This is a genomic window from Desulfosporosinus sp. FKB, assembly GCF_002196705.1.
Classification (GTDB): domain Bacteria; phylum Bacillota; class Desulfitobacteriia; order Desulfitobacteriales; family Desulfitobacteriaceae; genus Desulfosporosinus.
The window spans coordinates 18,175-39,555 of record NZ_NADJ01000014.1 but is presented as its reverse complement, the minus strand read 5'-3'; the positions used below and the strand labels follow the sequence as shown (position 1 = coordinate 39,555).

The window sequence follows — 21,381 nt, the reverse complement described above, 5'->3', positions numbered from 1 at the left end:
ATGAAACCTACGAAAGAAATTATTGGATTAAGGATTATCAGTATTGCCGATGGTACTCAAGCAGGCGCCGTAAAGGATATCGTCCTTAATCCCCAAGAAAAAACATTAGACTTTGTGATCGTCGATCAGCCTACAGATTATTTGGGAGCGAAAATTATTGCCTTTAAAGATATTCTGGGCATAGGCGAATTTGCAATGACAATTCCTAACCCTGGTGTTATTCAAGATGTTGCTCAAAATACGGAGGCTCAAAAACTATTAAATCTTGACACAAGGGTTATAGGAACAAAAGTATTAACCAAAAAGGGACAGCTGATTGGAGAAGTAACGGAAATTCTCCTTGATGAAGAAACAGGACAGATTTCTGCTTGTATCTTCGAGTCTAATGGACAGGTCCATGAAATCGAAGCCGAGAAAGTTATAACTTTAGGAAAAGAGTTACTCATTATTGAAGGATTTTCTGCAGAAGTGGAGAAGGAAAAGCAACAACTCAGCAACGTTGATCCTAGAGTCAACAGTGTGACTGAATCTACAGCTGCACAAGAGGTGACTCCTGCAGTTGAAGAGGATAAGGGATTTAACCTTTTTGAACAACGCCAACTACAATATTTTATCGGCAAAATGGTAGAGAAAGATATTGCTTTGGATAACGGAAATGTCTTGCAAGCGGGCGAACGGATTACTCCGGAGATGATATCTTTTATAACTTCACGCAGCACCCTGATGGAAATTACATCTCATTTACAGAAAAATTAAGGAACTGAAAAACAATGAAAAGGGCTGGGTTCATTCTTACCGTATTACTCGTTCAATTATGTGTAACTTTAAGTTTGGGGAGTGTTGCAACTTACGCGAGTACACATGATCGCGCTCCCTCAGGTTTAGTAATTTGGGGCCGGAATTTTTCTGGTTTGAATCGAGCTGAAATAGCTTCTGAATTAAAAAAGAATATGCCAAATGCTATAATCTATCAAGGAAAGAGTTTTCCTTTAAAATTAGAACGTTCATACGCTAAAATTGACAACTGGCTCAACCAAATATTCCCGCCCGTTTCTGGAGTATGGTACTTGGATGTATTACAAAGCTTAATACATAAACCTGTTTTGAATCCAGTTCCTGAATTAGATCGAGCCGATATTGTTTCTCAATTGAAAGCTATTGGTGCTCAAATTAATAAACCCATGATTCCGGCAACTATATCTTATATGAATCATCATTTCGAAAAAGCTTCAGGTCAAAATGGTCGAGCTCTAAATATTGATGCGACTTTTAATAAAATTACCAACGACCATATAAACAAGCAAGTTGATGCTGTGGTTGAAGAAATCCCGGTCCAGCCTGCTTCAGCCGAAATCGACAAGATCAGAGATGTTTTAGGAGATTATACTACCTATTTCAGCCCTCAAGATGCTTCTCGAACTCAAAATGTAAGATTAGCGGCTAATGCCATAAATAATTACTTGATTGCTCCAGGCAAGGTTTTTTCCTATAATAAAGTTGTTGGAGAACGTACCGAGACGGCAGGATATCTTCCGGCATACATTTTTGTGGGTCAGGAAGAGATTAAGGGGGACGGAGGAGGCGTATGTCAAGACTCCAGTACCTTATTTCAAGCTGTTCGTGAGGCAAATCTAAAAGTGCTGGAAAGGCACAATCATTCTTTGCCGGTATCCTATGTTGCTAAAGGTCAAGACGCAACAGTTGCCTATGGTTTGCTTGATTTCCGTTTTCAAAATGATACGAAGGGTTATCTTCTTGTCAGCGCACTTACAGGTAATAACTGGTTAAGAATACGACTGTTTGGTGTGGCGGACCCTAATCATCCTGTTCAACAAGCAGATGGCTATCCAGTTCGTCCTGATGTTTTCAACGAAGATTTCAAATAGTCTTTAGTCTTTATACCTTCAAGACAATTGAGGGATAATAGAAAGCTCCCTAGTCAATAGAAGGTCAAGACCTTGACTAGGGAGCATCTGTTTTTACCCTCGAACTATGTAAAGTTAAGAAAATCCAGATCGTTATTCACTTTCTCAGAGATATTGAGCTATTAATTTAACAGCAACTAAAAGTGACATTGTGATAAAGATGGGTTTTACAAGAGCTGCACCTCGACGAATTGCAAGTTTTGTCCCTAAGAGTGAACCGAGAATCATGGAGATTGCCATTGGAATTCCGTAGAGGAAGAGGATTTTTCCATTCCAAGCAAATAGTAGCAGCGAGGCAAAATTACTGACAAAATTCAATACCTTTGAGTTTGCTGATGCAACAACAAAATCAAAGCCGAAGAGAGCAATGAAAGAGAAGATTAAGAAGGATCCGGTTCCTGGTCCGAAGAAACCATCATAAAAACCTAAAGCTAAAGCAAAGAAACAACCAGCTATAAGTTTAGAGGGTATTAATTGTTGAAATTTGTTCTCCATACCTAGGTTTTTATGGAGTATCGTATAAATACCGACAATCAGGACTAAGACTAAAACAGCTTTATTAAGAAATTGAGAGCTGACGCTGAGAACGGCCCAGACTCCCAGTAAAGCCCCGATAAAGGTAAAAGGGATCTGCCATTTAACCAAAGGAACATGTACTTTTCCTGAACGTGCGAAGGTTATGGAGCTGTTCAAAGAAGCCGTGCAGGCAGCAAATTTATTAGTTCCGAGGGCAAGATGAGGAGGGACTCCAACTACTAATAGTGCGGGAAGGCTAATGAGTCCTCCGCCCCCAGCGATAGCATCAACTGCTGCAGCAAAAAAACCCAGAACGCTGATAATTAGAAGATTAAGCCACATATAAATACCTCTCTTTGACCAATTTGCCGAAGGCTTCTTTAGTATACCGCTAGAGAGACTTTTCGTCATCATATTTTATCCACTACCTACCAACACTATTAATTGGAGTTGAAGGGAGGGGAGGCTCACTTTTTGGCAAGTGGGCTGTCACACTGTGGGTTTACTGACGAGAGTATGTGAAGTCTTGTAATGCTAATAAGGAAGATAACTCTGCGGATTATGGAATTGTCTCATGACGCTGGGTGGAGGTAAGAAAGGAAAAATAATGGATAAGATAATGGAAGCTTCTGATTTGGAGTTTATTTTTACTGCCCTGCAAAAAGAGTTCCCTGATGCTCGCTGCGAGCTTGACTTTCATACACCTTATGAACTGCTGATCGCAACGATTTTGTCGGCTCAATGCACAGATGAGAGGGTGAATCAAGTTACAGCATCGTTATTCCAGACTGCCAATACCCCTGAAGGCATTCTTGCGTTAGGATTAAATAATCTTGAACGTGAAATTCGTTCTTTGGGCTTATATCACAATAAGGCTAAAAACATTCTTGCCGCTTCACAACTATTAGTTGAAAAATACTCAGGAGTAGTTCCGGAAACTATTGATTTATTGCGAAAGCTTCCTGGCGTGGGACGTAAAACGGCAAATGTTGTTGCAAGTAACGCCTATGGAGTTCCGGCCTTAGCGGTGGATACTCATGTGTTTAGAGTAGCTCATCGGTTAGGTATAGCAGAAGGCAATACTCCAGAAAAAGTGGAAAAAGAATTAATGAACGTATTTCCGCGTGAACGGTGGTCGGATCTGCATCATTTATTTATTTTCTTAGGGAGACGTATCTGTATTGCTCGAAAACCAAATTGTCCAGAGTGTCCTCTCCCATCGGTTTGTAAAATGTTCAAGAGTATTAAACTCTAATACGACAAAATTCTTTAATCTTCTTTTTAAAGGCCTTTCATGTTAGAATATATTTCTAAACACAAAGATGGTGTTTTGGAGGGAAACTTACTATTAGATAGGAATTAGGGAACAAAAAGTGGTTTGCAGCGCGAAAGAAATAGGAAAGTAAATCCATCTAAGCATAGAAAGGGTTGAAAACATGAAATTTGTACGCTTTTTGGATCAGAAGAACGATATTAAATTTGGAATCATAGAAGGGACAAGAATTCAATTACTTGATCGAACGTTCCTGGATTCCCAAAGACAATTGACTGATCAGTGGGCTGAACTAAACGAAGTTCGCATCTTAACGCCGGTTGAACCTAGTAAAGTAGTATGTGTTGGTTTAAATTATTCATTGCATGTCGAAGAAATAAAGCAATCATTACATCTTAAAGAAAAGGATTCTTCGGCACCCAACGATCCTGTTATTTTTTTAAAACCTCAAACCTGTGTAATAGGTCCCGACGACAATATTATTTATCCCCAAATCAGTCAAAGAGTAGATTTCGAAGCCGAGCTTGCTGTAGTAATTGGAAAAACCATTAAAGGGGTAACAGAGGAAGAAGCCTTTGACGCCATTTTGGGATATACCTGCGCCAATGATGTAACGGCAAGGGATTTACAGCAAAAGGATGGTCAATGGACTCGCGGAAAATCCTTCGACACGTTTTGTCCCCTTGGTCCTTGGGTTGTTACAGATGTTGACCCAAGCAGCCTGGATATTCAGCTTTCCCTGAATGGAGAAACCAAGCAATCTTCCAATACAAAGTATTTTATGGCCTCTGTTCCTAAGCTTGTAAGCTTTATATCCCAAGTTATGACCCTGTTTCCAGGAGATGTTGTACTTACTGGTACTCCAGAAGGTGTTGGACCGATGCAGCCCGGGGATGAGGTTGTCGTTAAAATTCCTGCGATCGGTGAATTACATAATAGGGTAATTGCTGAACGTTAGAAATCTTTTATCCGGTTTTTAGGCCCCCCACTTCTATAAGTGGGGGTGGGTCCTTCGTTAACTTCAGGTGGGGTAGAGTTCTCCTTCACCGCTAAGTATTCCTATTGGAAAAGGCGGCTCGGCAATAATGTCCACTGGACATTATTGTATCTGAAGCAACGATGTTCAGCTTTAGCTGAACGAGTTCACTCACTAATAAGAACGTATTTATTGCTCAAAGGTAGAACCTATATGGGGGTAATTTCATGATCCGAATTGGACATAACCCAAATACAAACATGTTGCCGATGTTTCATTTCTTGCCTAAGGAACATCCTCTACTGACCTCAGTAACAGCAGAACCTACTGGGCATAATGCTATGTTGGCCAAAGGTCAAATCGATATGGCGCCGATCAGTGCATTTTCTTATGGCGAGCATTGGCAAGATTATCTTATTCTGCCTAATCTTTCAGTTTCCACGAAGGGGCGAGTTGGATCTATTCTTTTGTTTTCTAAAGTTCCTTTAGAGAATTTGGATGGCTTAACCGTTGCACTAACAGATATGTCAGCAACCTCAGTTAATCTGACGAAGATCTTACTCCATCGCTTTTATGGGGTCTTTCCCAAGTATGTAACCTTGCCTTCGAATTTAGACGATATGTTCCGGCATGCAGACGCAGCTCTCTTGATAGCCGATTCTGCTATTCGGGCAGCACAAGCGAAGCCGAATTGTTTGATTTATGATTTGGGGGCTGAATGGTTAAAACAAACAGGTCATTCTATGACTTATGCTGTCTGGGCTTTTCCTAAAAAGTTGCTGCCTCAGCAGGCTGAAGAAATCAAGAATGTTTATCATCTGCTCTTGGAGGCAAAATCTAAAGCCTTGCATCGAATGGAGGATATCGTTCAGGCTTGTCAGGTGATGCTCGGTGGATCTGGTGATTTTTGGAAGGATTACTTTACTCAGTTTCATTATGATTTAGACCCTGGATTATTGTCCGGCCTGCATCAATATTTGAATCTCTGTTACGAGGAAGAATTACTGCCCAGCCGTCCAATTATTGAGCGTTGGCCGGAGGAATAGTGTATATGGGGTACTGGGTGTATCTTGCTCGATGTGGAGATGATACAATCTATACTGGTGCAACGACGGATCTCAAACGGAGAGCGCGCGAACATAACCGGGAGGGCTCTGGGAGGCAAGGGGCAAAATATACTGCGTCTCATGGCCCGGTATCCTTGGTTCAGGCTTGGGAAGTTAACTCCTGGGGGAATGCTCTGCGTTTGGAGTATGCAATTAAACGGTGTGATCGAGCGGAAAAACTTCGCCTAATTAAAGAACCTTGGGAAATTTGTCGTATTGCTGAAAGGCGAAAGTTGACCTTCTGCATTTCAGCCGCGACAAAAGAACTACATCAAATCAATGGTTAGCGCTGACTAAAGAATAGGGGTTTAAACCTATTTACCAAGAATGAGGTGGACATTTTGAAAATTGCCTTAATCGCCCATGATGAAAAGAAAGCAGAAATGATAGAATTCACCAAAACGTATAAGGATCTTTTGGCTCAATGTCAATTAACAGGTACCGGGACAACGGGTAAATTAATTCAACAGCATGTGGGATTGCCTGTGCAAGCGCTGCTGTCAGGTCCGATCGGAGGAGACCAGCAGATTGGCAGTCTCGTTGCGACTCAAAATCTGGATATGATTATTTTCTTGCGTGATCCTTTAACGGCTCAGGCCCACGAGCCGGACATTGCGGCTTTGTTAAGAGTATGTGATGTACACAATGTTCCCTTGGCGACGAATCGAAAAAGTGCGGAAATATTAATGGCTTATGTAAAACTTTGTTTAGAAGAACAGCAGGTTAAATCTAGTCAAACCCTTTGAAGAAACGAATTGGGTTGTGTCATTAAGAAACTCCGCCAGAATGTGTGCGGAGTTTTCTTGCCGGGATGTGTAAAAGCTTATTTAAGAAATAATGAGAGTCGACCTGTTGTTTTAGAATATGGGTTAGACGTTATATATACTTCCACCTAAAAATTCCCGGAGAATCGAGATAAAAGGAATTGAAGAAACATCCAGGGGGCTAAAAAAAGAAAGCAAGGTCAAGAGATGGGCTGCCGTTCGGTAGTAGGGAGAATTGGAAGCTATCGAATGCAGAAGTTGTTCCGCATAGGGACGAAGGGCATTTAATTCATAGAGAAGGCTGGAGTTAAACATAACATCTGCCTCTTCCTGATAGGGGAAAATATTATGGTTTTCCCCGCGCCGAACACTCTCCCATTGTGCTAATGTTCGTTCAGGATTAATAGCGCGAAACTGATTGTCTCGCACGATACGGCGGATAAGTCTTACTTCTGTCGTAGGGACTCTGGTATAGTCATCAATATTTAACTGGAATAAGGCACTGACATAGATCTTAAACATTTGGTTTCTGTCCAGCGAGGGTATTAAACTTGGATTGAGAGCATGAATTCCTTCGATTACGAGAATTTCGTCAGGACTAAGGTGCATTGGCTTGCCCACCGGAGACCTATGACCGCTGACAAAATCAAAGATGGGGGTTTCGACATGTTCGCCATGAATCAGAGCATTAATATGGGCTGCAAGGAGAGGTAAATCTAAAGCTCTTAACGATTCGAAATCATATTGTCCATTAGCGTCACGAGGAGTTTCTTCTCGCGAAAGAAAGTAATTATCTAAAGAGAGAGCGATTGGCCGTAAGCCGCTGACTCGCAGTTGAGTTGACAATCGTTGAGCAAACGTTGTTTTTCCGGAAGAAGAAGGACCGGATATGAGAATGATACGGACATTATTCCGATGCTCATAAATTCGGTCGGCAATGGACGATATCTTCTTTTCATGCAGGGCTTCCGCTAAGCATATGAGATCATTAGAACCATCTGCAGATATAATAGAGTTGACATCGTCAACTTTGGTGAGATGTAAATTTTCCAGCCAACGCTGACTTTCTGAAAAGGTCGATGATAACTTTTCCGGTGGCACAAAGGGAGCCAGGGTTTCTGGATGGTTAGCATTGGGAAAGAGCAAAATAAAACCCGGAGAGAAATGAATCAATTGGAAGTACTCTAAGGAACCTGAACGATTAAGAGGAGGATAAAGGGTTTTAATTTCAAGATCGTCCAAGCGGCAATGATATGAGTGATCTTGATTTGACTCAAAAGAGATGGGCTGATCCGCTAAAACCCAGCTTTTTAAAGCTTCCTCAAGTTTAATGACTTCCCTTGCTGACATTAATGATTCTTCAAGTTCACAATAGACTCCATCAAGGATAGAGTGAGAGATTTTAAGCTGCTCACCCGGAAAGAGCTTTTTTGTAACTCCGATAAGGCCAAGGATCAAACTCTGGCGATATCTGCGCATTGAGTAATCAGACATTCTGGCACCGCCTTTCAAGTGATGAAGTTGTCATTCTGATATCCCACATAATATTCAACATATTATCTCAACTTTCCTTTAGGAAATAAGCAGAGAATTTCCTTTAATTATAGTAACCCGGCTGGACTTGTCAATTCAGAAGGAATTTGGCCACTTACCGCGAATATACAGCGAATAGATGGTACATAAATAACAAAATTAAAGCCAAGGAGGGAAATGAAATGTATGAAAGCACTCGGGGTAATTTATCGGGGCAAAGTGCTTCCCAGGCAATAGCATTAGGTATGGTACCCAAAGGAGGTCTATTTGTTCCTTCGACGTTTCCCGCCTTAAAATGGCAAGAACTTCAGGGATTATCCTATCGTGAAGTGGCCAAACGAGTCATGGCAGATTATTTACCGGATTTTCCTGAAGATACTCTCGATAAAATCGTTAATGTTTACAGTGACGGGACCTTTGACGGGCAAAATCCAGCCCCTCTCGCTTCAGTGGGCAATTTTGGAGTGCTTGAGCTTTGGCATGGTCCGACTTCAGCTTTCAAGGATATGGCTTTACAAGTATTGCCTGACTTATTGAACGTTAGTCTAAAACATATTGGCCTTGATGCGGAAGTATTAATATTAGTTGCGACTTCGGGAGACACGGGAAAAGCAGCCTTGGAAGGTTTTAAAAACCGTGAAGGTATGCATATTGCCGTATTTTATCCTCAAGGCGGAGTAAGTCCGGTGCAGGAGCGGCAGATGACCACTACTGAAGGATCTAATACCCATGTAATAGCTGTCAAGGGTAATTTCGATCAATGCCAGACTGCGGTTAAACTAATGTTCGCCTCGGAAACTCTGAAAGCCCGGCTTTGGGAAAACAAATTAGTGTTTTCTTCGGCTAACTCCATTAACTGGGGGAGGCTCTTGCCACAGATTGTTTATTATTTTTGGGCCTATTTACAGGCGGTTGAACAGCAAAAAGTCGCTCCCGGCGGAGTAATCAATGTAGTTGTACCAACCGGAAACTTTGGGAACCTCCTGGCAGCGTACTATGCTCGGCGGATGGGTTTGCCTATTGCCAAAATTATTTGTGCATCCAATAAAAATAACGTTTTAACTAATTTTTTTGCAACGGGCGAATATCAAAGCCAACGTCAATTTTATCAAACAATTTCTCCGTCTATGGATATTTTAATTTCCAGTAATTTTGAACGTTTCTTGTATGAGATGAACGGGCGAAACGCTGACTTGATCAGCAGCTGGTATGATCAGAAAAACCAGGGATCCTTTAAGGTTGATCCCCAAACTCTCAAAAATTGCCAGGAAATTGTCTTTGCCGGCTGGGCAGATGAAGATGAAACGTTAGCCACGATTTCCCAGAGTTTTAAAGCTTATCAATATGTTTTTGATCCTCATACTGCCGTGGGTATGAAAGTCTATGAAGACTATTGCGCTTCGAGTCATGACTCGACCTTCACTGTCATCGCCTCAACTGCCAGTCCGTTTAAATTTGCATCTAATGTTCTAATTGCTTTAGAGAAAACTCAAGGGAAGAAGAGTGATGAATGGCAGGCCTTGAGAGATTTGAGTCAATTAACAAATTGGGAAATTCCTCAAGGATTACAAGGTTTGGATAAAAAGGAAGCTAAGATCGTTGATTCCTGTCAACCGGAGAAGATTGAAGAAATGTTACAAGGATTATTTGTGGAGTGAAGATTTGAAGAGTGAATAAAGAGCCTTTTAGTATCATTATCATGCTAAAAGGCTCATTGCAGGTTAAAAAAGCTAGGATATCTAAAAAATGGTTTCCTCAGGAAGGGCTTTGGGATAGGAACCCAGCAATTTTACAGAGATATTTTCTTCCCGCAGGGCCCAGAGAACTTCTTGGATGGGGGGAGCAAACACATAGCCATCCACATCAATAAAGAAGACATACTCACCAAGTTTTCGTTTAGAAGGTCGAGACTCGATTCTAGTAAGGTTAATGTGGCGCTTGGAGAATTCACCCAGGATTGAATATAAGGATCCCGGGGTATTATTGGCAACAATGAGCAAGGAAGTTTTATTGTTGCCATCAGACATATCTGCCAGACGGTGGCCTACGAGAACGAATCTGGTAGGATTAAGTACGACATCCTGAATACGCTCCGCGAGAATATGGAGGTTATAGAGGCTGGCAGCTCGCCGCGGACCGATAGCAGCCCAATTTTCCCGAATTGAAGAGATTCTTTGCGCAGCTTCCGCTGTGCTAAGACAAGTAACTTGTTCAACCTGAGGAAGATGCGTTTCCAAAAAATCCCGACATTGGCCAATTGCTTGTTCGTGAGAGTAAATGCGTTCAATTTGTTGCAAAGGCATCGGCTCGTGCGTTAATAGGCATTGGTCAATGGGTTGGACAAATTCATAGCTGATAAAGAGATGTTCTGTTTGGCCAAGGATATCCATGGTTACGCCAACTTGTCCTTCTGTGGAATTTTCTAAAGGAATAAAAGCCCAGTCAATCTTTTTTTCATCACAAGCCAGAAGCAGGCGTGGTATGGTGGGAAAGGGGATCAACTGCGGCGGGGATAGGTTAAATTCAGAATGGTCCATTAAAAAAAGATGGATTGCCTCTTCAGAAAAACTTCCTTTTGGGCCCAGATAACCCATCGTAGACATGATGTTGTCTCCTTCCACTATAAAAAATGATCTGTCCCCTCTCTCTAGCAGATGAAACAGACTTCGAGAATATCCTAATTATCTCTTATCATAATACAGATATACCATGCCAGCAAGTCGTTCAATAAAAGTATTTTAATATTCACTTTGCTTAAGAAGATACTTGCGCAGTGAGAAAGAATTTAGTAAAATTGAATTAGAAGGTTGGGGAACCTTCTAGGGGATCAGTGGACAAGGTGAAGAAGCAGGCAGTGGAACGTACGCTGCCTGCTTCACTTTTATTCGATCATTAGATTCCCGCTTCTACAAGTGTTCTTAGCTGAACGAGTTAACTCAGGTAATGCTGAATAAATTATTCTAGGAATATGGAGAGATGCAACGTTGGCTTTGGAAATTGAACGGAAGTTTTTGGTGAAACAAGAGAACTTGCCGGAATTACACGGAGGTCAATACATAATACAAGGATATTTATTAGAAGTGCCGTCAATACGCTACCGCCTCCTTGGGGATTCAATCAAAATAACCGTTAAAGAATTACGGCCTGATGGCAGCCGTCAGGAGATTGAAACATTCAATCCCTCTTCAACTCAAGAGGAACAAGATGCTCTCAAGCGGATATCTCTTGCACCTCCTATAGAAAAAATCAGGTATGAGCTGCCTTATGGGGGCCTGATCTGGGAAGTTGATGTATATCAAATGGAAAACCGGGGCTTAATAACGGTTGACGTTGAAATACCGGAAGTAGGATATTTCCTGACGTTTCCAAAGTGGGTTAACTGGGAACGGGACATTACCCATGATTCAGCATACTTTAACATTAACTTGGCTAGAAGGCCATATACGACGTGGCAGATTAGATAATTCAGATAGCGGCTACAGCCTTTTTATATAAACTTAATAGAAAAATGGTATTTCTGTTGGGTATGTATATAATAAGTGTGACGAACAACAAGGAGGGAATTTTGTGGAACATCAACGACTTAAGCTCAGAGAAGAACTTCCTGAGACCTCGAAATGGCGATTGGAAGATATATTCAAGACGAATGACTTATGGGAACAGGAGTATGCCAATATCGAGAGGCTGTTAGATGTAGGTAAAAAATTCGAAGGTCAACTCGGAGATTCTTCAAGTGTTTTAGTTTCTTGTTTTGAGTGGATGGATGATCTCAGTTTGCGAATTGAAGAGGTCTACTCGTATGCCCGAATGCGCAGAGATGAGGATAATCGCCAGGCAAATTATCAAGCAATGACGGACCGTGCAGGAGCGCTTGCCGTAAAGGTGAGCAGTGCAACTGCTTTTGTTGTTCCTGAATTGTTAGCAATGCCCGAGGGAAGGCTGAATGAATTTCGCTCAGAATCGGAAACGTTAAAACTCTATAATCACGCTCTTGAAGATATCCTGCGTAAGAAAGACCATATACTGAGTTCAATTGAAGAGAAATTATTGGCTGGTGTCGGCGAATTAGCCGAAGCACCGGGTGCAATATTTACAATGGCTAATAATGCAGATCTGAAATTTCCTTCAATAGAAGACGAAACAGGTCAAATGGTTGAGTTGACGAAGGGAAATTTCATTCATTTTATGGAGAGCTCAAAGAGAAGTGTACGTAAAGCTGCTTTTGAAACTCTCTATAAAACCTACGGAAAGCAGCGTAATACTTGGGCAGCAACTCTAAATTCCAACATTAAGTCTGATGCATTTTTTGCCAAAGCGCGTAAATATCCCTCGGCAATAGAGGCATCCTTAGACGATGATCGTGTCCCTTTAAAGGTCTACGATTCTCTAATTGAGACTGTCCATGATTTTCTTCCCCAAATGCATAGATATATTCGCCTGCGCAAGAAAGCCTTGAATCTCACAGAATTACATATGTACGATATTTATGTTCCTATCGTACCTGAAACTACCATGAAGATTTCCTACGAAGAGGCTAAATCTATGGTTTTTAAGGGTTTAAAACCTCTGGGAGAAGATTATCTCAAGGTTTTGCAAGAGGGATTTGACAATCGGTGGATTGATGTTTATGAGAATGAAGGTAAGACGAGTGGAGCATATTCTTGGGGCACCTATCGTTCGCATCCCTATGTTTTATTGAATCATCAGGATACTCTCGATTCTATGTTCACTATAGCTCACGAAATGGGACATTCCTTGCATACCTATTTATCCAATCATGCTCAATCTCATCTCTATGCAGGTTATAAAATATTCGTTGCCGAGGTGGCCTCGACGTTGAATGAGGCTCTCGTAATGGAGCATCTTCTGGATACGACTAAAGACACAAAACTTCTTGCCTATTTAGTAAACCATTATCTTGAGCAATTCAGAGGTACAATTTTCCGACAAACTATGTTCGCCGAATTCGAAAAGAAGACTCATGCAATTGTCGAAGGAGGAGGAGCTTTGACCGCAGATCAGTTTTCTGAAATCTATCGTGACTTAAATGCGGCTTATTATGGCGAAGATATAATTTTAGACGAGGAAATTGCCCTTGAGTGGGCCCGCATTCCCCATTTCTATAATTCCTTTTACGTATATAAATACGCTACTGGTTTTTCAGCAGCAATAGCCTTTGCACGGGCAATTTTAAAGGAAGGTGAATCAGCTGTAGCTAAATATCTTAAGTTTTTAAGCAGCGGTGGTTCAGACTATCCCATAGAATTGCTGCGTGGAGCCGGTGTTGATATGGAGACGCCGCAACCGGTTCGCGAAGCCCTGTTAGTTTTTGAAGAACTCATTGGCCGTTTAGAAGGTCTCCTTACTTGACAAGGCAAGATTTTGAGGAGTAATATTATTGGCAATAGTACACAGCAGAGGTATTGAACGCTGAATGGGGGTGGACAACATGGATTTTCAAACAAGTCAAGGAAATTTTGAACAGGTTGTCCAAATTGCCAAAGGTTTCTATGCGCGCAAAGATCGGGCCCATGACTTAGACCATGCCTTAAGAGTCAGAGAGTGGGGTAAAAAGTTAGCCCTAGCAGAAGGCGCAGATGTAACAGTAATAGAACTTGCGGCTCTATTACATGATATTGGAAGATCAGGTGCTGTAGAAAAAACCCATGCCCAGAGCAGCGCAGGACTTGCAGTTAACATTCTTCACAAAGCAGGATATCCTGAGAATGTTATTTTAAGAGTAAAAGAAGCTATTATTGCTCATTCTCGCGAAGAAGGGTATGAGCCCAAAACCCTTGAGGCCAAAATATTATATGATGCGGATAAATTGGATTTTGTAGGCACAATTGGTTTGGGTCGCCTATTTACCTTAGGTGGAGTACAAGGTTGGCCCCTTGTGGGAGAAAATTCCTGCGAATCCTTCTATCAAGAGAAAATTCGAAGTTATCATGAGCATTTGTTTACCAAGTCGGCTCTAAATTATTTCAAACCGTTATTCTCATATATGGAAGAATTTTGGCATAAATTACATGGAGAAATGATTTAAATCATTTCTTTTGGGTAAGCTATAGTTATTAGCTTATTTGGAAGGATTGATTTGAAATGCGTTGGTTTTGGCGTGTTTTACTTCTCATAGGGTTTATAGTTTTTCTGAAAACTTACACGTTCTCAGAACCAAAAACATTTATTTCTTGGCCTGAAGGAGATTGGGCTCAGAAAATAAACTTTGAAGTAAAACATTGGCAAACTATTACGCAGGACCTTCCAGAAAGTTTGGAAGTCGAAGTTCGACAATTTTTAAAAGATTTTCGTGCGTCAGGAAGCGGGGAAGAAGTCTAGCTTTTAGATTGCAGCTTAAGCTTTTTGGTTTTATTTTAATTTCCCTTGGTCAAACTCTAAAAATATGGTATATTTAGGACTAGCGAGAAAAAAAGGAGTGAGATTTATGGTAGAGATTACAGAACTCGCAGCTCAAAAAGTTAAAGAAGTGCTTAAAAGTCAAAATAAAGAAAATGCATTTCTTAGACTTTATTTAGTGGGCGTTGGTTGAGGTGGGCCGAATTTCGGCATGACTCTGGATGAGTCAAAGACAACAGATGACATACTTGATGAAGGTTACGGCGTATCAATACTCACCGATAAGAAGCTTTCCTCTTATTTAGAGGGTGCTACAATTGATTTTATTGATTCTAAGCAAGGCGGAGGATTCGAAATCCGCACAGCGAACCCTAGCAGTGACGGTTGTGGAAGCTGCGGTGGCGGTTGTTCCTGATAAGTAGTTTTCAAAGAGAGCTCTCGGGGGCTCTCTTTTAGCATTATTGGTTCCCAGCGTAAAATTATTCTGGATATTGATGAACGATTGTTTATATAAGTAAGCTAAGGAGGAAAACTTATGACAATGATTCGCGAAGAGTCTGGACGTGCCATAATTACGGTTATCGGTAGGGATCAGATTGGTATCATCGCTTGGGTTGCGACGAAACTTGCCGAATATAACGTAAATATTTTAGATATCAGTCAGACAATCCTCAAGGAATTTTTTACAATGATCATGGTGGTCGATTTGAAATCGTCAACGTTGGAATTGGTGGAATTAGCCAATACTCTTGAACAAGAGGGGCTCAATAAAGGGTTACAAGTAAAAGTTCAGCATGAGGATATATTTACCTATATGCATCGCATTTAGAACAAAAGAATTTAAAGAAGGTAATTGTGGAGGGAAATCGTTTATGACGATTACATTTGCCCGTGAGGAAATTCAACAAACTATTAAGATGATTCATGAAGAAAATCTTGATATTAGAACCATTACTATGGGAATCAGTTTATTGGATTGTGTCACAGAGGATATAAATAGTTTAGAACGAAAAATATATGATAAGGTCGTAAAAAAAGCAAGTCACTTAGTGACGGTAGGAGAACAAATTTCATCTCGTTATGGAATTCCCATAATCAACAAACGTGTTTCAGTCACACCGATTGCTATCGCAGCAGCTCATTTATCTTCAGAAGGAATGGTAAGAATTGCAAAAGCCTTAGATCGAGCTGCTAATGAGTTGGGCATAAATTTCATTGGCGGGTTTTCTGCTCTAGTGCAGAAGGGATTTACGGAGGGAGACTTAGCTTTAATTGATGCTATTCCTCAGGCCCTGAGTGAAACAAATTTTGTTTGTTCATCAGTAAATATCGGAACGACTAAAGCTGGAATAAATATGGATGCAGTCAAACGAATGGGAGAAGTTATCTTAAATTGCGCTCAAAAAACTTCTGCTCAAGATGGAATTGGTGCAGCTAAACTTGTTGTTTTCTGTAATGCTCCAGAAGATAATCCTTTCATGGCGGGTGCATTCCATGGTGTTGGAGAACCAGATTGTGTGATTAATGTTGGGGTAAGCGGTCCGGGGGTTGTAGCAAAAGTTGTGAAAGAATTTCCTGATGCAGATTTTGGGGAACTCTCCAATCTTATAAAACAGACTGCCTTTAAAATTACACGAATGGGTGAACTGATTGGCCGAGCAGCATCGAAGGCTTTACAAGTTCCCTTTGGAATTGTCGATTTGTCCTTGGCTCCAACACCGGCTATTGGGGATAGTGTGGCTGAGATTCTGGAAAATATGGGCCTTGAACGTTGTGGAACGCATGGTACGACGGCTGCTTTAGCCTTGTTAAATGATGCGGTTAAAAAGGGCGGCGCCATGGCTTCTTCTCATGTGGGAGGCTTAAGTGGTGCATTTATCCCTGTCTCAGAGGATGCCGGAATGGTTAAGGCTGTGGAGGTTGGGGCTCTGGATCTTGATAAATTGGAAGCCATGACCTGTGTCTGCTCTGTTGGACTAGATATGATTGCCGTGCCAGGGGATGTGAGTTCTGAAACCATCTCGGCAATAATCGCTGACGAAGCTGCTATTGGAATGATTAATAAAAAAACAACTGCTGTCAGAATCATTCCTGCTATCGGTAAAAAGGCTGGGGAACGTGTGGAATTTGGAGGCCTATTGGGCGGAGCTCCGGTCATGAATGTTCATCCATTTTCCTCGAAAACATTTATTAATCGCGGCGGTCGGATTCCTGCTCCAATTACAAGTTTATCCAACTAATAGTTTTGCTTTTTTAGTGTCTAAATAACTGATTTTATCTAAAAAACTTAGCTTAGATGACAAAAAGAATCCGTAATTATCTTTATACTTTATTAATCGAAGGTATAAATGGCTAAAAGGTTTTTTACAAAGTTATGATAATCAGGTACAATAGGCAATGTAATCACAACAACTAATTTTGCTTTGGGCTATGGAGCGTTATTCTAGTGCACGATTGGCAATCGAAGGCGGGCCTAATAATCCGCCGAGGGCATACCGATGAAGTTCCTGGTGGTGGCTTTCGACGCCCAGTCGAGGGTTGTTGCTGGGAGTTAAGGAATGAGGGGGATCCGCAATGGCATGCGGGCGCTACCCTTTTCCGTGGAGGCCTAAGTGCGTGGCTTTTATAGCTACGGCTTAGGGTAGAACCTGCATTAGGAAGGAACTTAGTGCAGTGTAGCCTGCCTTGAGGTGGAAAAGTTGGGAAGGCTTTAAGAGGTTTGGAGGGCGTTGGCCGATGCTTTTCAAACTGCCGGAAATGCTTTTCTGCAAAAGAGGCTAGATTGTCTAGGAGTGTTAAGGAAACTTCTAGAACGTTAACTAAAGAGGATTGAAGTGAGGACTAAGTGGTGATCAAGTTCTGGTGATGGCGACATCCCAGGCTGGGGAAAAGGAGAAATCGCCTTTAGGGAAACCGAAGGAACTCAGCGGGAAAACCTACTTGACCTAAGCCTCAATATTGACTCTTTAGCCTCCTATTGTCCAAATAAAGTCCGTCTCTCAATTTGAGAGGCGGTTTTTATTTATCTAACCACTTCTACACGTGGGAGTAGAGTCCATCCTTCAACGCGATAGCATTTGTTATGGGCTAAGGCGTTTTCGGTGAAAGTGTCCTCATACTATAAAATTTATCCAGTTTTTAAGACCCCCACTTCTATAAGTGGGGGTGGGTCCTTCGTGAACTTCAGGTGGGGTAGAGTCCTCCTTCGCCGCTAAGTATTCCTATTGGGAAAGGCGGCTCGGCAATAATGTCCACCGGACATTATTGTATCTGAAGCCCCGATGTTCAGCTTTTGCGTAAGCGAGTTCACTGGTTATTATGGTGCATATTTCCATGAATTATTGCAGGGATTTTTAGACATACTGGCGAATAGCCTAATATAGGCGAATAGACTAAATATAAAATGCTGAATCCGAACTTATGTTGGGAGCGGGGGATTTTATTGGGGTGAATCACGAATTCTCGTGTAGGGCTTACACCTTTAGCCCGAATCCGTCAACTAACCTCGTAAGCAAATGAAAGGTGGACTCTCATTGCTAATTTCCTCATCCGGACGGATGTGGTTAGGAAGCACAGTTCTGGCTGGTTTAATGTTGGCGAGTAGTTTATCAGTTCCAGCAGCGGGTAAAATTGCAGCCAAGACAACGTTAATTTCCATTCCGACTGGGCCCTATACTAACATCGTCCGCACTCAGTTGCAGTGGCAAACTGCTTCTCTTACCTTCCAAGAGGGTAAGGATTCAACACCTGTTTCGAAACCCGTTTCATCGGCTTCAAGTACACCAAATAACGTAACAGAATCAGCAGATAAACTGCAATCAGGAGTTGTCCCGGAGCCAGCAGCACGATCAAAATCAATTCAAGTCGCTGCTGAGTCTCAGAAACAAGTATCGCGTTCGGTTACCTCTCAATTAATCAATAATGCTCTAAGCTTGCAGGGTGTTCCCTATCGTTTTGGGGGAACAAGTCGAAACGGCTTTGATTGTTCAGGGTTTACTCAATATGTTTATCGAGCCTCGAATACTTCATTGCCGAGAACTGCAGGAGAGCAATTTAGAATTGGAACCGTTATCAGTCGAGGACAGCTACAGGCAGGTGACTTAGTATTTTTCTCCACCTACGCTTCAGGAGCTTCTCACGTAGGTATTTATATTGGAGGGGGACGCTTTGTTCATGCTTCGAATAAAGGGATTCGTGTTACAAGTCTGAGTGATAACTATTACGCAAACCGTTATTTGGGTGCCCGTCGAGTCAATTAGACTATGCATTAAGGATTCATAAAAACAACAGCGAGAGATCGCTGTTGTTTTTATGACCAATTTAACAACGGGGAATCCAGGGAACGGGCCTGTATTGGAGACACTCCCCGCTTGATTTTGTCAAAGAAGCATTAATATTGCTTATATAGTTATCAGATATGTTACATTGATGTGTGCGTTTGTAGTAACATTTTCGGCATAATTCTACTCTGTAATTCAAAATCATGGAATAGATTTCTCCTTCGGTAAAAGGTCATGGTCACTTGTAGGGTGAAAGTAATTAAAAATAGAGAGGGCAATTCCTTCGGGGAGCCCTGTAGATTGAAGTTCTTCCACAGAAGCCTGTTGTATTTCAGCAAGGGAAGAAAAATGCTGTAAGAGATGCTGCTTGCGTTTAGGGCCTATTCCTGTTATTCCGTCAAGAGCAGACAAGGTCATATTCTTGGTGCGCTGTTGACGGTGAAATGTGATGGCAAAACGATGGACTTCATTTTGAATTCGCCCCAATAATAAAAATGTTGGATGATTCCTCGCTAAAGAGATGGACTTTCCCTCCCAATCCATCAGCTCATTCGTTTGATGGTGATCGTTTTTTACCATGCCTGCCACAGGAATCTTGAGTCGAAGTTCCTCTAACTCTTTTAAGGCTGCGTTGATTTGGCCTTTGCCTCCGTCAACCAGTATTAAGTCAGGCAAAGGTTCATTTTCGGAAACAAGACGAAGGTACCGGCGGCGTATAACCTGACTCATAGAAGCTGTATCATCAGACGTCTCCATTGGTTGTATTTTATATTTACGATACCCCTTGCGTTGTGGTTTACCATCAATAAATTGAACCATACCTGCAACAGAATGGGTTCCAGCCGTATTGGATATATCAAAGGCCTCAATTCGGTGAGGACAAGGTATCTTCAAGAGTTCTCCAAGAGTTGACAGAGCTTGGTTATTATCCGATTGTTGGCGTATTTCAAGAGTAATCTGATCGTGGAGCGTTGTTTGGGCATTTGACATGGCCATCAGAACCAGATCTCTTTTCTTCCCTTTTTGGGGAATTGAAATAGGAAATAAACTCAATAAGGCCTGCGATTCCAGGGAAGGAATTAAAATTTCCTTTGGCCAGATCTTACGCTCCAGGTAGAATTGAGCAATGAAGGAAATAAATGCTTCTTCCGGATCGTCGTAATAAGGAAAAATAAAATTATCCCTTGCCAGTAACTTTCCCTGCCGCAGATAAAAGACCTGAATACATAATTGATCTGTGGTTTTGGCATAGCCAATAACATCCCTGTCAATAAAATCATTGAGGGTTATGTTTTGTTTTTCTCCAAGTCGTTTTAAATCCTCGATAAGGTCCCGGTATTCTTTGGCTCTTTCGAATTGGAGAGATTCTGCTGCTGTTTGCATTTTAGCGCTTAGGAGATTCAAAACTTCACTTTGGTCACCATTAAGAAATGTTGAGGCGTTCTTGGATATTTCTTCATAGTCATTGGGAGAAACATCACGAGTACAGGGTGCCAGGCATTGATCTAGATGAAAGTATAGACAAGAACGGGTTGGAATCTGGCGGCATTTTCTAAAAGGGAAAAGCCGGTTTAGCAGTCGGGCGGCTTCTTGTGCGGCTGTGGCATTAGGATAGGGACCAAAATATTTCCCAGAGCCCTTTTTAATTTGACGCGTGACAATAATACGCGGGTGCCTTTCATGTGTGATCATTAGATAAGGGTAAGTTTTGTCGTCACGTAAGAGGATATTGTACTTGGGATTATATTTTTTGATTAAATTGCATTCCAACACGAGGGCTTCGACTTCTGAATCCGTTAGGATATATTCAAAATCTATGATATGGCTCACTAAACGAGCTGTTTTCCCATCATGAGACCCAGTAAAATAAGATTTAACTCTATTTTTTAATTGTTTTGCTTTGCCGACATAAATAATTTGTCCCCGGTAGTCTTTCATAAGGTAGACGCCCGGTTTGGGAGGCAACAGGCTCAGTTTTTGTCGAAGCAGATCCACTTTTACCACCTCTGCTCTTATTTTAGAACTCGGGTCAGCAAGATGCAAGTGCTTCGCACATATCTGCGCATATTCAAACGTATATATGCTGTAAGTATACTCAATTATGATAAATGGGGGAGAGGTTATGCCAAATACCTGGGGTAGACCGCCACGCAGTGAGTTATGGCAGGATTTACAGGCCTTGGCCCTTTGGATTCTTATCATAGGAGTAGTAGGGTATGTACTCTTTCCTAATTTTTTCAAAGATATCTATACTCGTTTATCAGACCCCCTCACTCAAACTAGTACTCTTAATGACAATTACACCTTAAATAGCGCTGCAAATAAAAGTTATAGCGCTGCTGCGAACTCGCAAAACGTCTTAGGCCAAGATTACTCTGATATTTCTAATGCCCTTTATAATGGCAAAAGTGAGATTTCCTCGGGTTATTGGATTATATTTGTTGCTGATGGAGAATTTAATCAACTTCCTGTAAGCAGTGATGCGTATGCCTTCTTGTTTAGACTGATTGAAAGTGATCAAAAAACAACGGGAAAAACTTCGGTTATTCTTGCCTCTAACGGACAAATTCAGAAATTTGTCATAAGCGATGAAATCTATTTTATAATCAAGAATTTGGGCATTATTGGTGCACGTACTAATACTTAAGTTA

At 41.4% G+C, this 21,381-nt stretch carries 21 protein-coding genes and 1 riboswitch; of the genes, 17 read left to right on the top strand and 4 right to left on the bottom strand.

The genetic code is table 11. From position 1 onward, the window contains the following. Together B5Y67_RS04390 and B5Y67_RS04385 are read left to right on the top strand one after the other, a co-directional pair. Entirely contained in the window at nucleotides 1-756 is a 756-nt protein-coding gene (locus B5Y67_RS04390; RefSeq protein ID WP_088225321.1) for a PRC-barrel domain-containing protein, read from the top strand. A 311-nt stretch (nucleotides 757-1,067) separates the two neighbouring features. Then, a complete protein-coding gene (locus B5Y67_RS04385; protein ID WP_242975850.1) occupies nucleotides 1,068-1,886 on the top strand; it encodes a VanW family protein in 819 nt (272 codons plus the stop codon). Nucleotides 1,887-2,030: 144 nt separating this feature from the next. Here B5Y67_RS04385 and B5Y67_RS04380 read toward each other — a convergent pair whose 3' ends face one another. Then, nucleotides 2,031-2,783 (bottom strand): TSUP family transporter, encoded by a 753-nt coding sequence (locus B5Y67_RS04380; protein ID WP_088225319.1) that lies wholly within the window; start codon nucleotides 2,781-2,783, stop codon nucleotides 2,031-2,033. A 265-nt stretch (nucleotides 2,784-3,048) separates the two neighbouring features. Here B5Y67_RS04380 and nth point away from each other — a divergent pair, with 265 nt between their 5' ends. From nth to B5Y67_RS04355, 5 genes are all read left to right on the top strand, one after another. After that, nucleotides 3,049-3,696 carry an endonuclease III gene (gene nth / locus B5Y67_RS04375; protein ID WP_088225378.1) on the top strand — a complete coding sequence of 216 codons (648 nt, stop codon included), beginning with the start codon at nucleotides 3,049-3,051 and terminating at the stop codon, nucleotides 3,694-3,696. A 181-nt stretch (nucleotides 3,697-3,877) separates the two neighbouring features. Continuing rightward, a complete protein-coding gene (locus B5Y67_RS04370; RefSeq protein ID WP_088225318.1) occupies nucleotides 3,878-4,672 on the top strand; it encodes a fumarylacetoacetate hydrolase family protein in 795 nt (264 codons plus the stop codon). Nucleotides 4,673-4,917: 245 nt separating this feature from the next. Further along, complete coding sequence (locus B5Y67_RS04365) at nucleotides 4,918-5,736, top strand: menaquinone biosynthesis protein (RefSeq protein ID WP_088225317.1); 819 nt, start codon at nucleotides 4,918-4,920, stop codon at nucleotides 5,734-5,736. Nucleotides 5,737-5,741: 5 nt separating this feature from the next. Then, nucleotides 5,742-6,083: a GIY-YIG nuclease family protein gene (locus B5Y67_RS04360; protein WP_088225316.1), complete on the top strand. Its 342-nt coding sequence runs from the start codon at nucleotides 5,742-5,744 to the stop codon at nucleotides 6,081-6,083. A gap of 54 nt (nucleotides 6,084-6,137) precedes the next feature. Continuing rightward, nucleotides 6,138-6,542, top strand: a complete 405-nt coding sequence (locus B5Y67_RS04355; RefSeq protein WP_088225315.1) for a methylglyoxal synthase — start codon at nucleotides 6,138-6,140, stop codon at nucleotides 6,540-6,542. Nucleotides 6,543-6,665: 123 nt separating this feature from the next. Here the strand turns inward: B5Y67_RS04355 and B5Y67_RS04350 are convergent, their stop codons facing one another. Then, nucleotides 6,666-8,054 carry a nucleoside kinase gene (locus B5Y67_RS04350; RefSeq protein ID WP_088225314.1) on the bottom strand — a complete coding sequence of 463 codons (1,389 nt, stop codon included), beginning with the start codon at nucleotides 8,052-8,054 and terminating at the stop codon, nucleotides 6,666-6,668. Nucleotides 8,055-8,275: 221 nt separating this feature from the next. Between B5Y67_RS04350 and thrC the strand changes: the two genes are divergently transcribed. Further along, a complete protein-coding gene (gene thrC, locus B5Y67_RS04345) occupies nucleotides 8,276-9,751 on the top strand; it encodes a threonine synthase (RefSeq protein WP_088225313.1) in 1,476 nt (491 codons plus the stop codon). Nucleotides 9,752-9,832: 81 nt separating this feature from the next. Here thrC and pheA read toward each other — a convergent pair whose 3' ends face one another. After that, complete coding sequence (gene pheA / locus B5Y67_RS04340) at nucleotides 9,833-10,696, bottom strand: prephenate dehydratase (RefSeq protein WP_088225312.1); 864 nt, start codon at nucleotides 10,694-10,696, stop codon at nucleotides 9,833-9,835. A 381-nt stretch (nucleotides 10,697-11,077) separates the two neighbouring features. Between pheA and B5Y67_RS04335 the strand changes: the two genes are divergently transcribed. From B5Y67_RS04335 to B5Y67_RS04295, 8 genes are all read left to right on the top strand, one after another. Beyond that, complete coding sequence (locus B5Y67_RS04335; RefSeq protein ID WP_088225311.1) at nucleotides 11,078-11,557, top strand: adenylate cyclase; 480 nt, start codon at nucleotides 11,078-11,080, stop codon at nucleotides 11,555-11,557. Nucleotides 11,558-11,660: 103 nt separating this feature from the next. After that, nucleotides 11,661-13,463 (top strand): oligoendopeptidase F, encoded by a 1,803-nt coding sequence (gene pepF, locus B5Y67_RS04330; protein WP_088225310.1) that lies wholly within the window; start codon nucleotides 11,661-11,663, stop codon nucleotides 13,461-13,463. A 79-nt stretch (nucleotides 13,464-13,542) separates the two neighbouring features. Continuing rightward, nucleotides 13,543-14,139 carry an HD domain-containing protein gene (locus B5Y67_RS04325; protein ID WP_088225309.1) on the top strand — a complete coding sequence of 199 codons (597 nt, stop codon included), beginning with the start codon at nucleotides 13,543-13,545 and terminating at the stop codon, nucleotides 14,137-14,139. 56 nt (nucleotides 14,140-14,195) lie between these two features. Then, nucleotides 14,196-14,432, top strand: a complete 237-nt coding sequence (locus tag B5Y67_RS04320; protein ID WP_088225308.1) for a hypothetical protein — start codon at nucleotides 14,196-14,198, stop codon at nucleotides 14,430-14,432. Between the two features lie 106 nt (nucleotides 14,433-14,538). After that, nucleotides 14,539-14,865, top strand: a complete 327-nt coding sequence (locus B5Y67_RS04315; RefSeq protein ID WP_088225307.1) for an iron-sulfur cluster assembly accessory protein — start codon at nucleotides 14,539-14,541, stop codon at nucleotides 14,863-14,865. Nucleotides 14,866-14,985: 120 nt separating this feature from the next. Continuing rightward, complete coding sequence (locus B5Y67_RS04310) at nucleotides 14,986-15,279, top strand: ACT domain-containing protein (protein ID WP_088225306.1); 294 nt, start codon at nucleotides 14,986-14,988, stop codon at nucleotides 15,277-15,279. Between the two features lie 43 nt (nucleotides 15,280-15,322). Then, a complete protein-coding gene (locus B5Y67_RS04305; RefSeq protein ID WP_088225305.1) occupies nucleotides 15,323-16,690 on the top strand; it encodes a PFL family protein in 1,368 nt (455 codons plus the stop codon). A 1,154-nt stretch (nucleotides 16,691-17,844) separates the two neighbouring features. After that, nucleotides 17,845-17,980, top strand: a riboswitch (cyclic di-AMP (ydaO/yuaA leader). 3 nt (nucleotides 17,981-17,983) lie between these two features. Then, nucleotides 17,984-18,709 carry a C40 family peptidase gene (locus B5Y67_RS04295; RefSeq protein WP_242975849.1) on the top strand — a complete coding sequence of 242 codons (726 nt, stop codon included), beginning with the start codon at nucleotides 17,984-17,986 and terminating at the stop codon, nucleotides 18,707-18,709. A 222-nt stretch (nucleotides 18,710-18,931) separates the two neighbouring features. Here the strand turns inward: B5Y67_RS04295 and uvrC are convergent, their stop codons facing one another. Then, nucleotides 18,932-20,668, bottom strand: coding sequence for an excinuclease ABC subunit UvrC (gene uvrC / locus B5Y67_RS04290; protein ID WP_242975856.1), 1,737 nt, complete (start codon nucleotides 20,666-20,668; stop codon nucleotides 18,932-18,934). 184 nt (nucleotides 20,669-20,852) lie between these two features. Here uvrC and B5Y67_RS04285 point away from each other — a divergent pair, with 184 nt between their 5' ends. Beyond that, nucleotides 20,853-21,377, top strand: coding sequence for a hypothetical protein (locus tag B5Y67_RS04285; protein WP_088225302.1), 525 nt, complete (start codon nucleotides 20,853-20,855; stop codon nucleotides 21,375-21,377). Nucleotides 21,378-21,381: the final 4 nt, after the last annotated feature.

What these genes read in the sequence shown, in the direction of transcription:
- nth (WP_088225378.1), top strand. Translation starts at nt 3,049, where the DNA reads ATGGATAAGATAATGGAAGCTTCTGATTTGGAGTTTATTTTTACTGCC.
- B5Y67_RS04365 (WP_088225317.1), top strand. Translation starts at nt 4,918, where the DNA reads ATGATCCGAATTGGACATAACCCAAATACAAACATGTTGCCGATGTTT.
- B5Y67_RS04305 (WP_088225305.1), top strand. Translation starts at nt 15,323, where the DNA reads ATGACGATTACATTTGCCCGTGAGGAAATTCAACAAACTATTAAGATG.
- B5Y67_RS04285 (WP_088225302.1), top strand. Translation starts at nt 20,853, where the DNA reads ATGCCAAATACCTGGGGTAGACCGCCACGCAGTGAGTTATGGCAGGAT.
- B5Y67_RS04370 (WP_088225318.1), top strand. Translation starts at nt 3,878, where the DNA reads ATGAAATTTGTACGCTTTTTGGATCAGAAGAACGATATTAAATTTGGA.
- B5Y67_RS04310 (WP_088225306.1), top strand. Translation starts at nt 14,986, where the DNA reads ATGACAATGATTCGCGAAGAGTCTGGACGTGCCATAATTACGGTTATC.
- pheA (WP_088225312.1), bottom strand. Translation starts at nt 10,696, where the DNA reads ATGTCTACGATGGGTTATCTGGGCCCAAAAGGAAGTTTTTCTGAAGAG.
- thrC (WP_088225313.1), top strand. Translation starts at nt 8,276, where the DNA reads ATGTATGAAAGCACTCGGGGTAATTTATCGGGGCAAAGTGCTTCCCAG.
- uvrC (WP_242975856.1), bottom strand. Translation starts at nt 20,668, where the DNA reads ATGAAAGACTACCGGGGACAAATTATTTATGTCGGCAAAGCAAAACAA.
- B5Y67_RS04380 (WP_088225319.1), bottom strand. Translation starts at nt 2,783, where the DNA reads ATGTGGCTTAATCTTCTAATTATCAGCGTTCTGGGTTTTTTTGCTGCA.
- B5Y67_RS04320 (WP_088225308.1), top strand. Translation starts at nt 14,196, where the DNA reads ATGCGTTGGTTTTGGCGTGTTTTACTTCTCATAGGGTTTATAGTTTTT.
- B5Y67_RS04360 (WP_088225316.1), top strand. Translation starts at nt 5,742, where the DNA reads ATGGGGTACTGGGTGTATCTTGCTCGATGTGGAGATGATACAATCTAT.
- B5Y67_RS04390 (WP_088225321.1), top strand. Translation starts at nt 1, where the DNA reads ATGAAACCTACGAAAGAAATTATTGGATTAAGGATTATCAGTATTGCC.
- B5Y67_RS04350 (WP_088225314.1), bottom strand. Translation starts at nt 8,054, where the DNA reads ATGTCTGATTACTCAATGCGCAGATATCGCCAGAGTTTGATCCTTGGC.
- B5Y67_RS04325 (WP_088225309.1), top strand. Translation starts at nt 13,543, where the DNA reads ATGGATTTTCAAACAAGTCAAGGAAATTTTGAACAGGTTGTCCAAATT.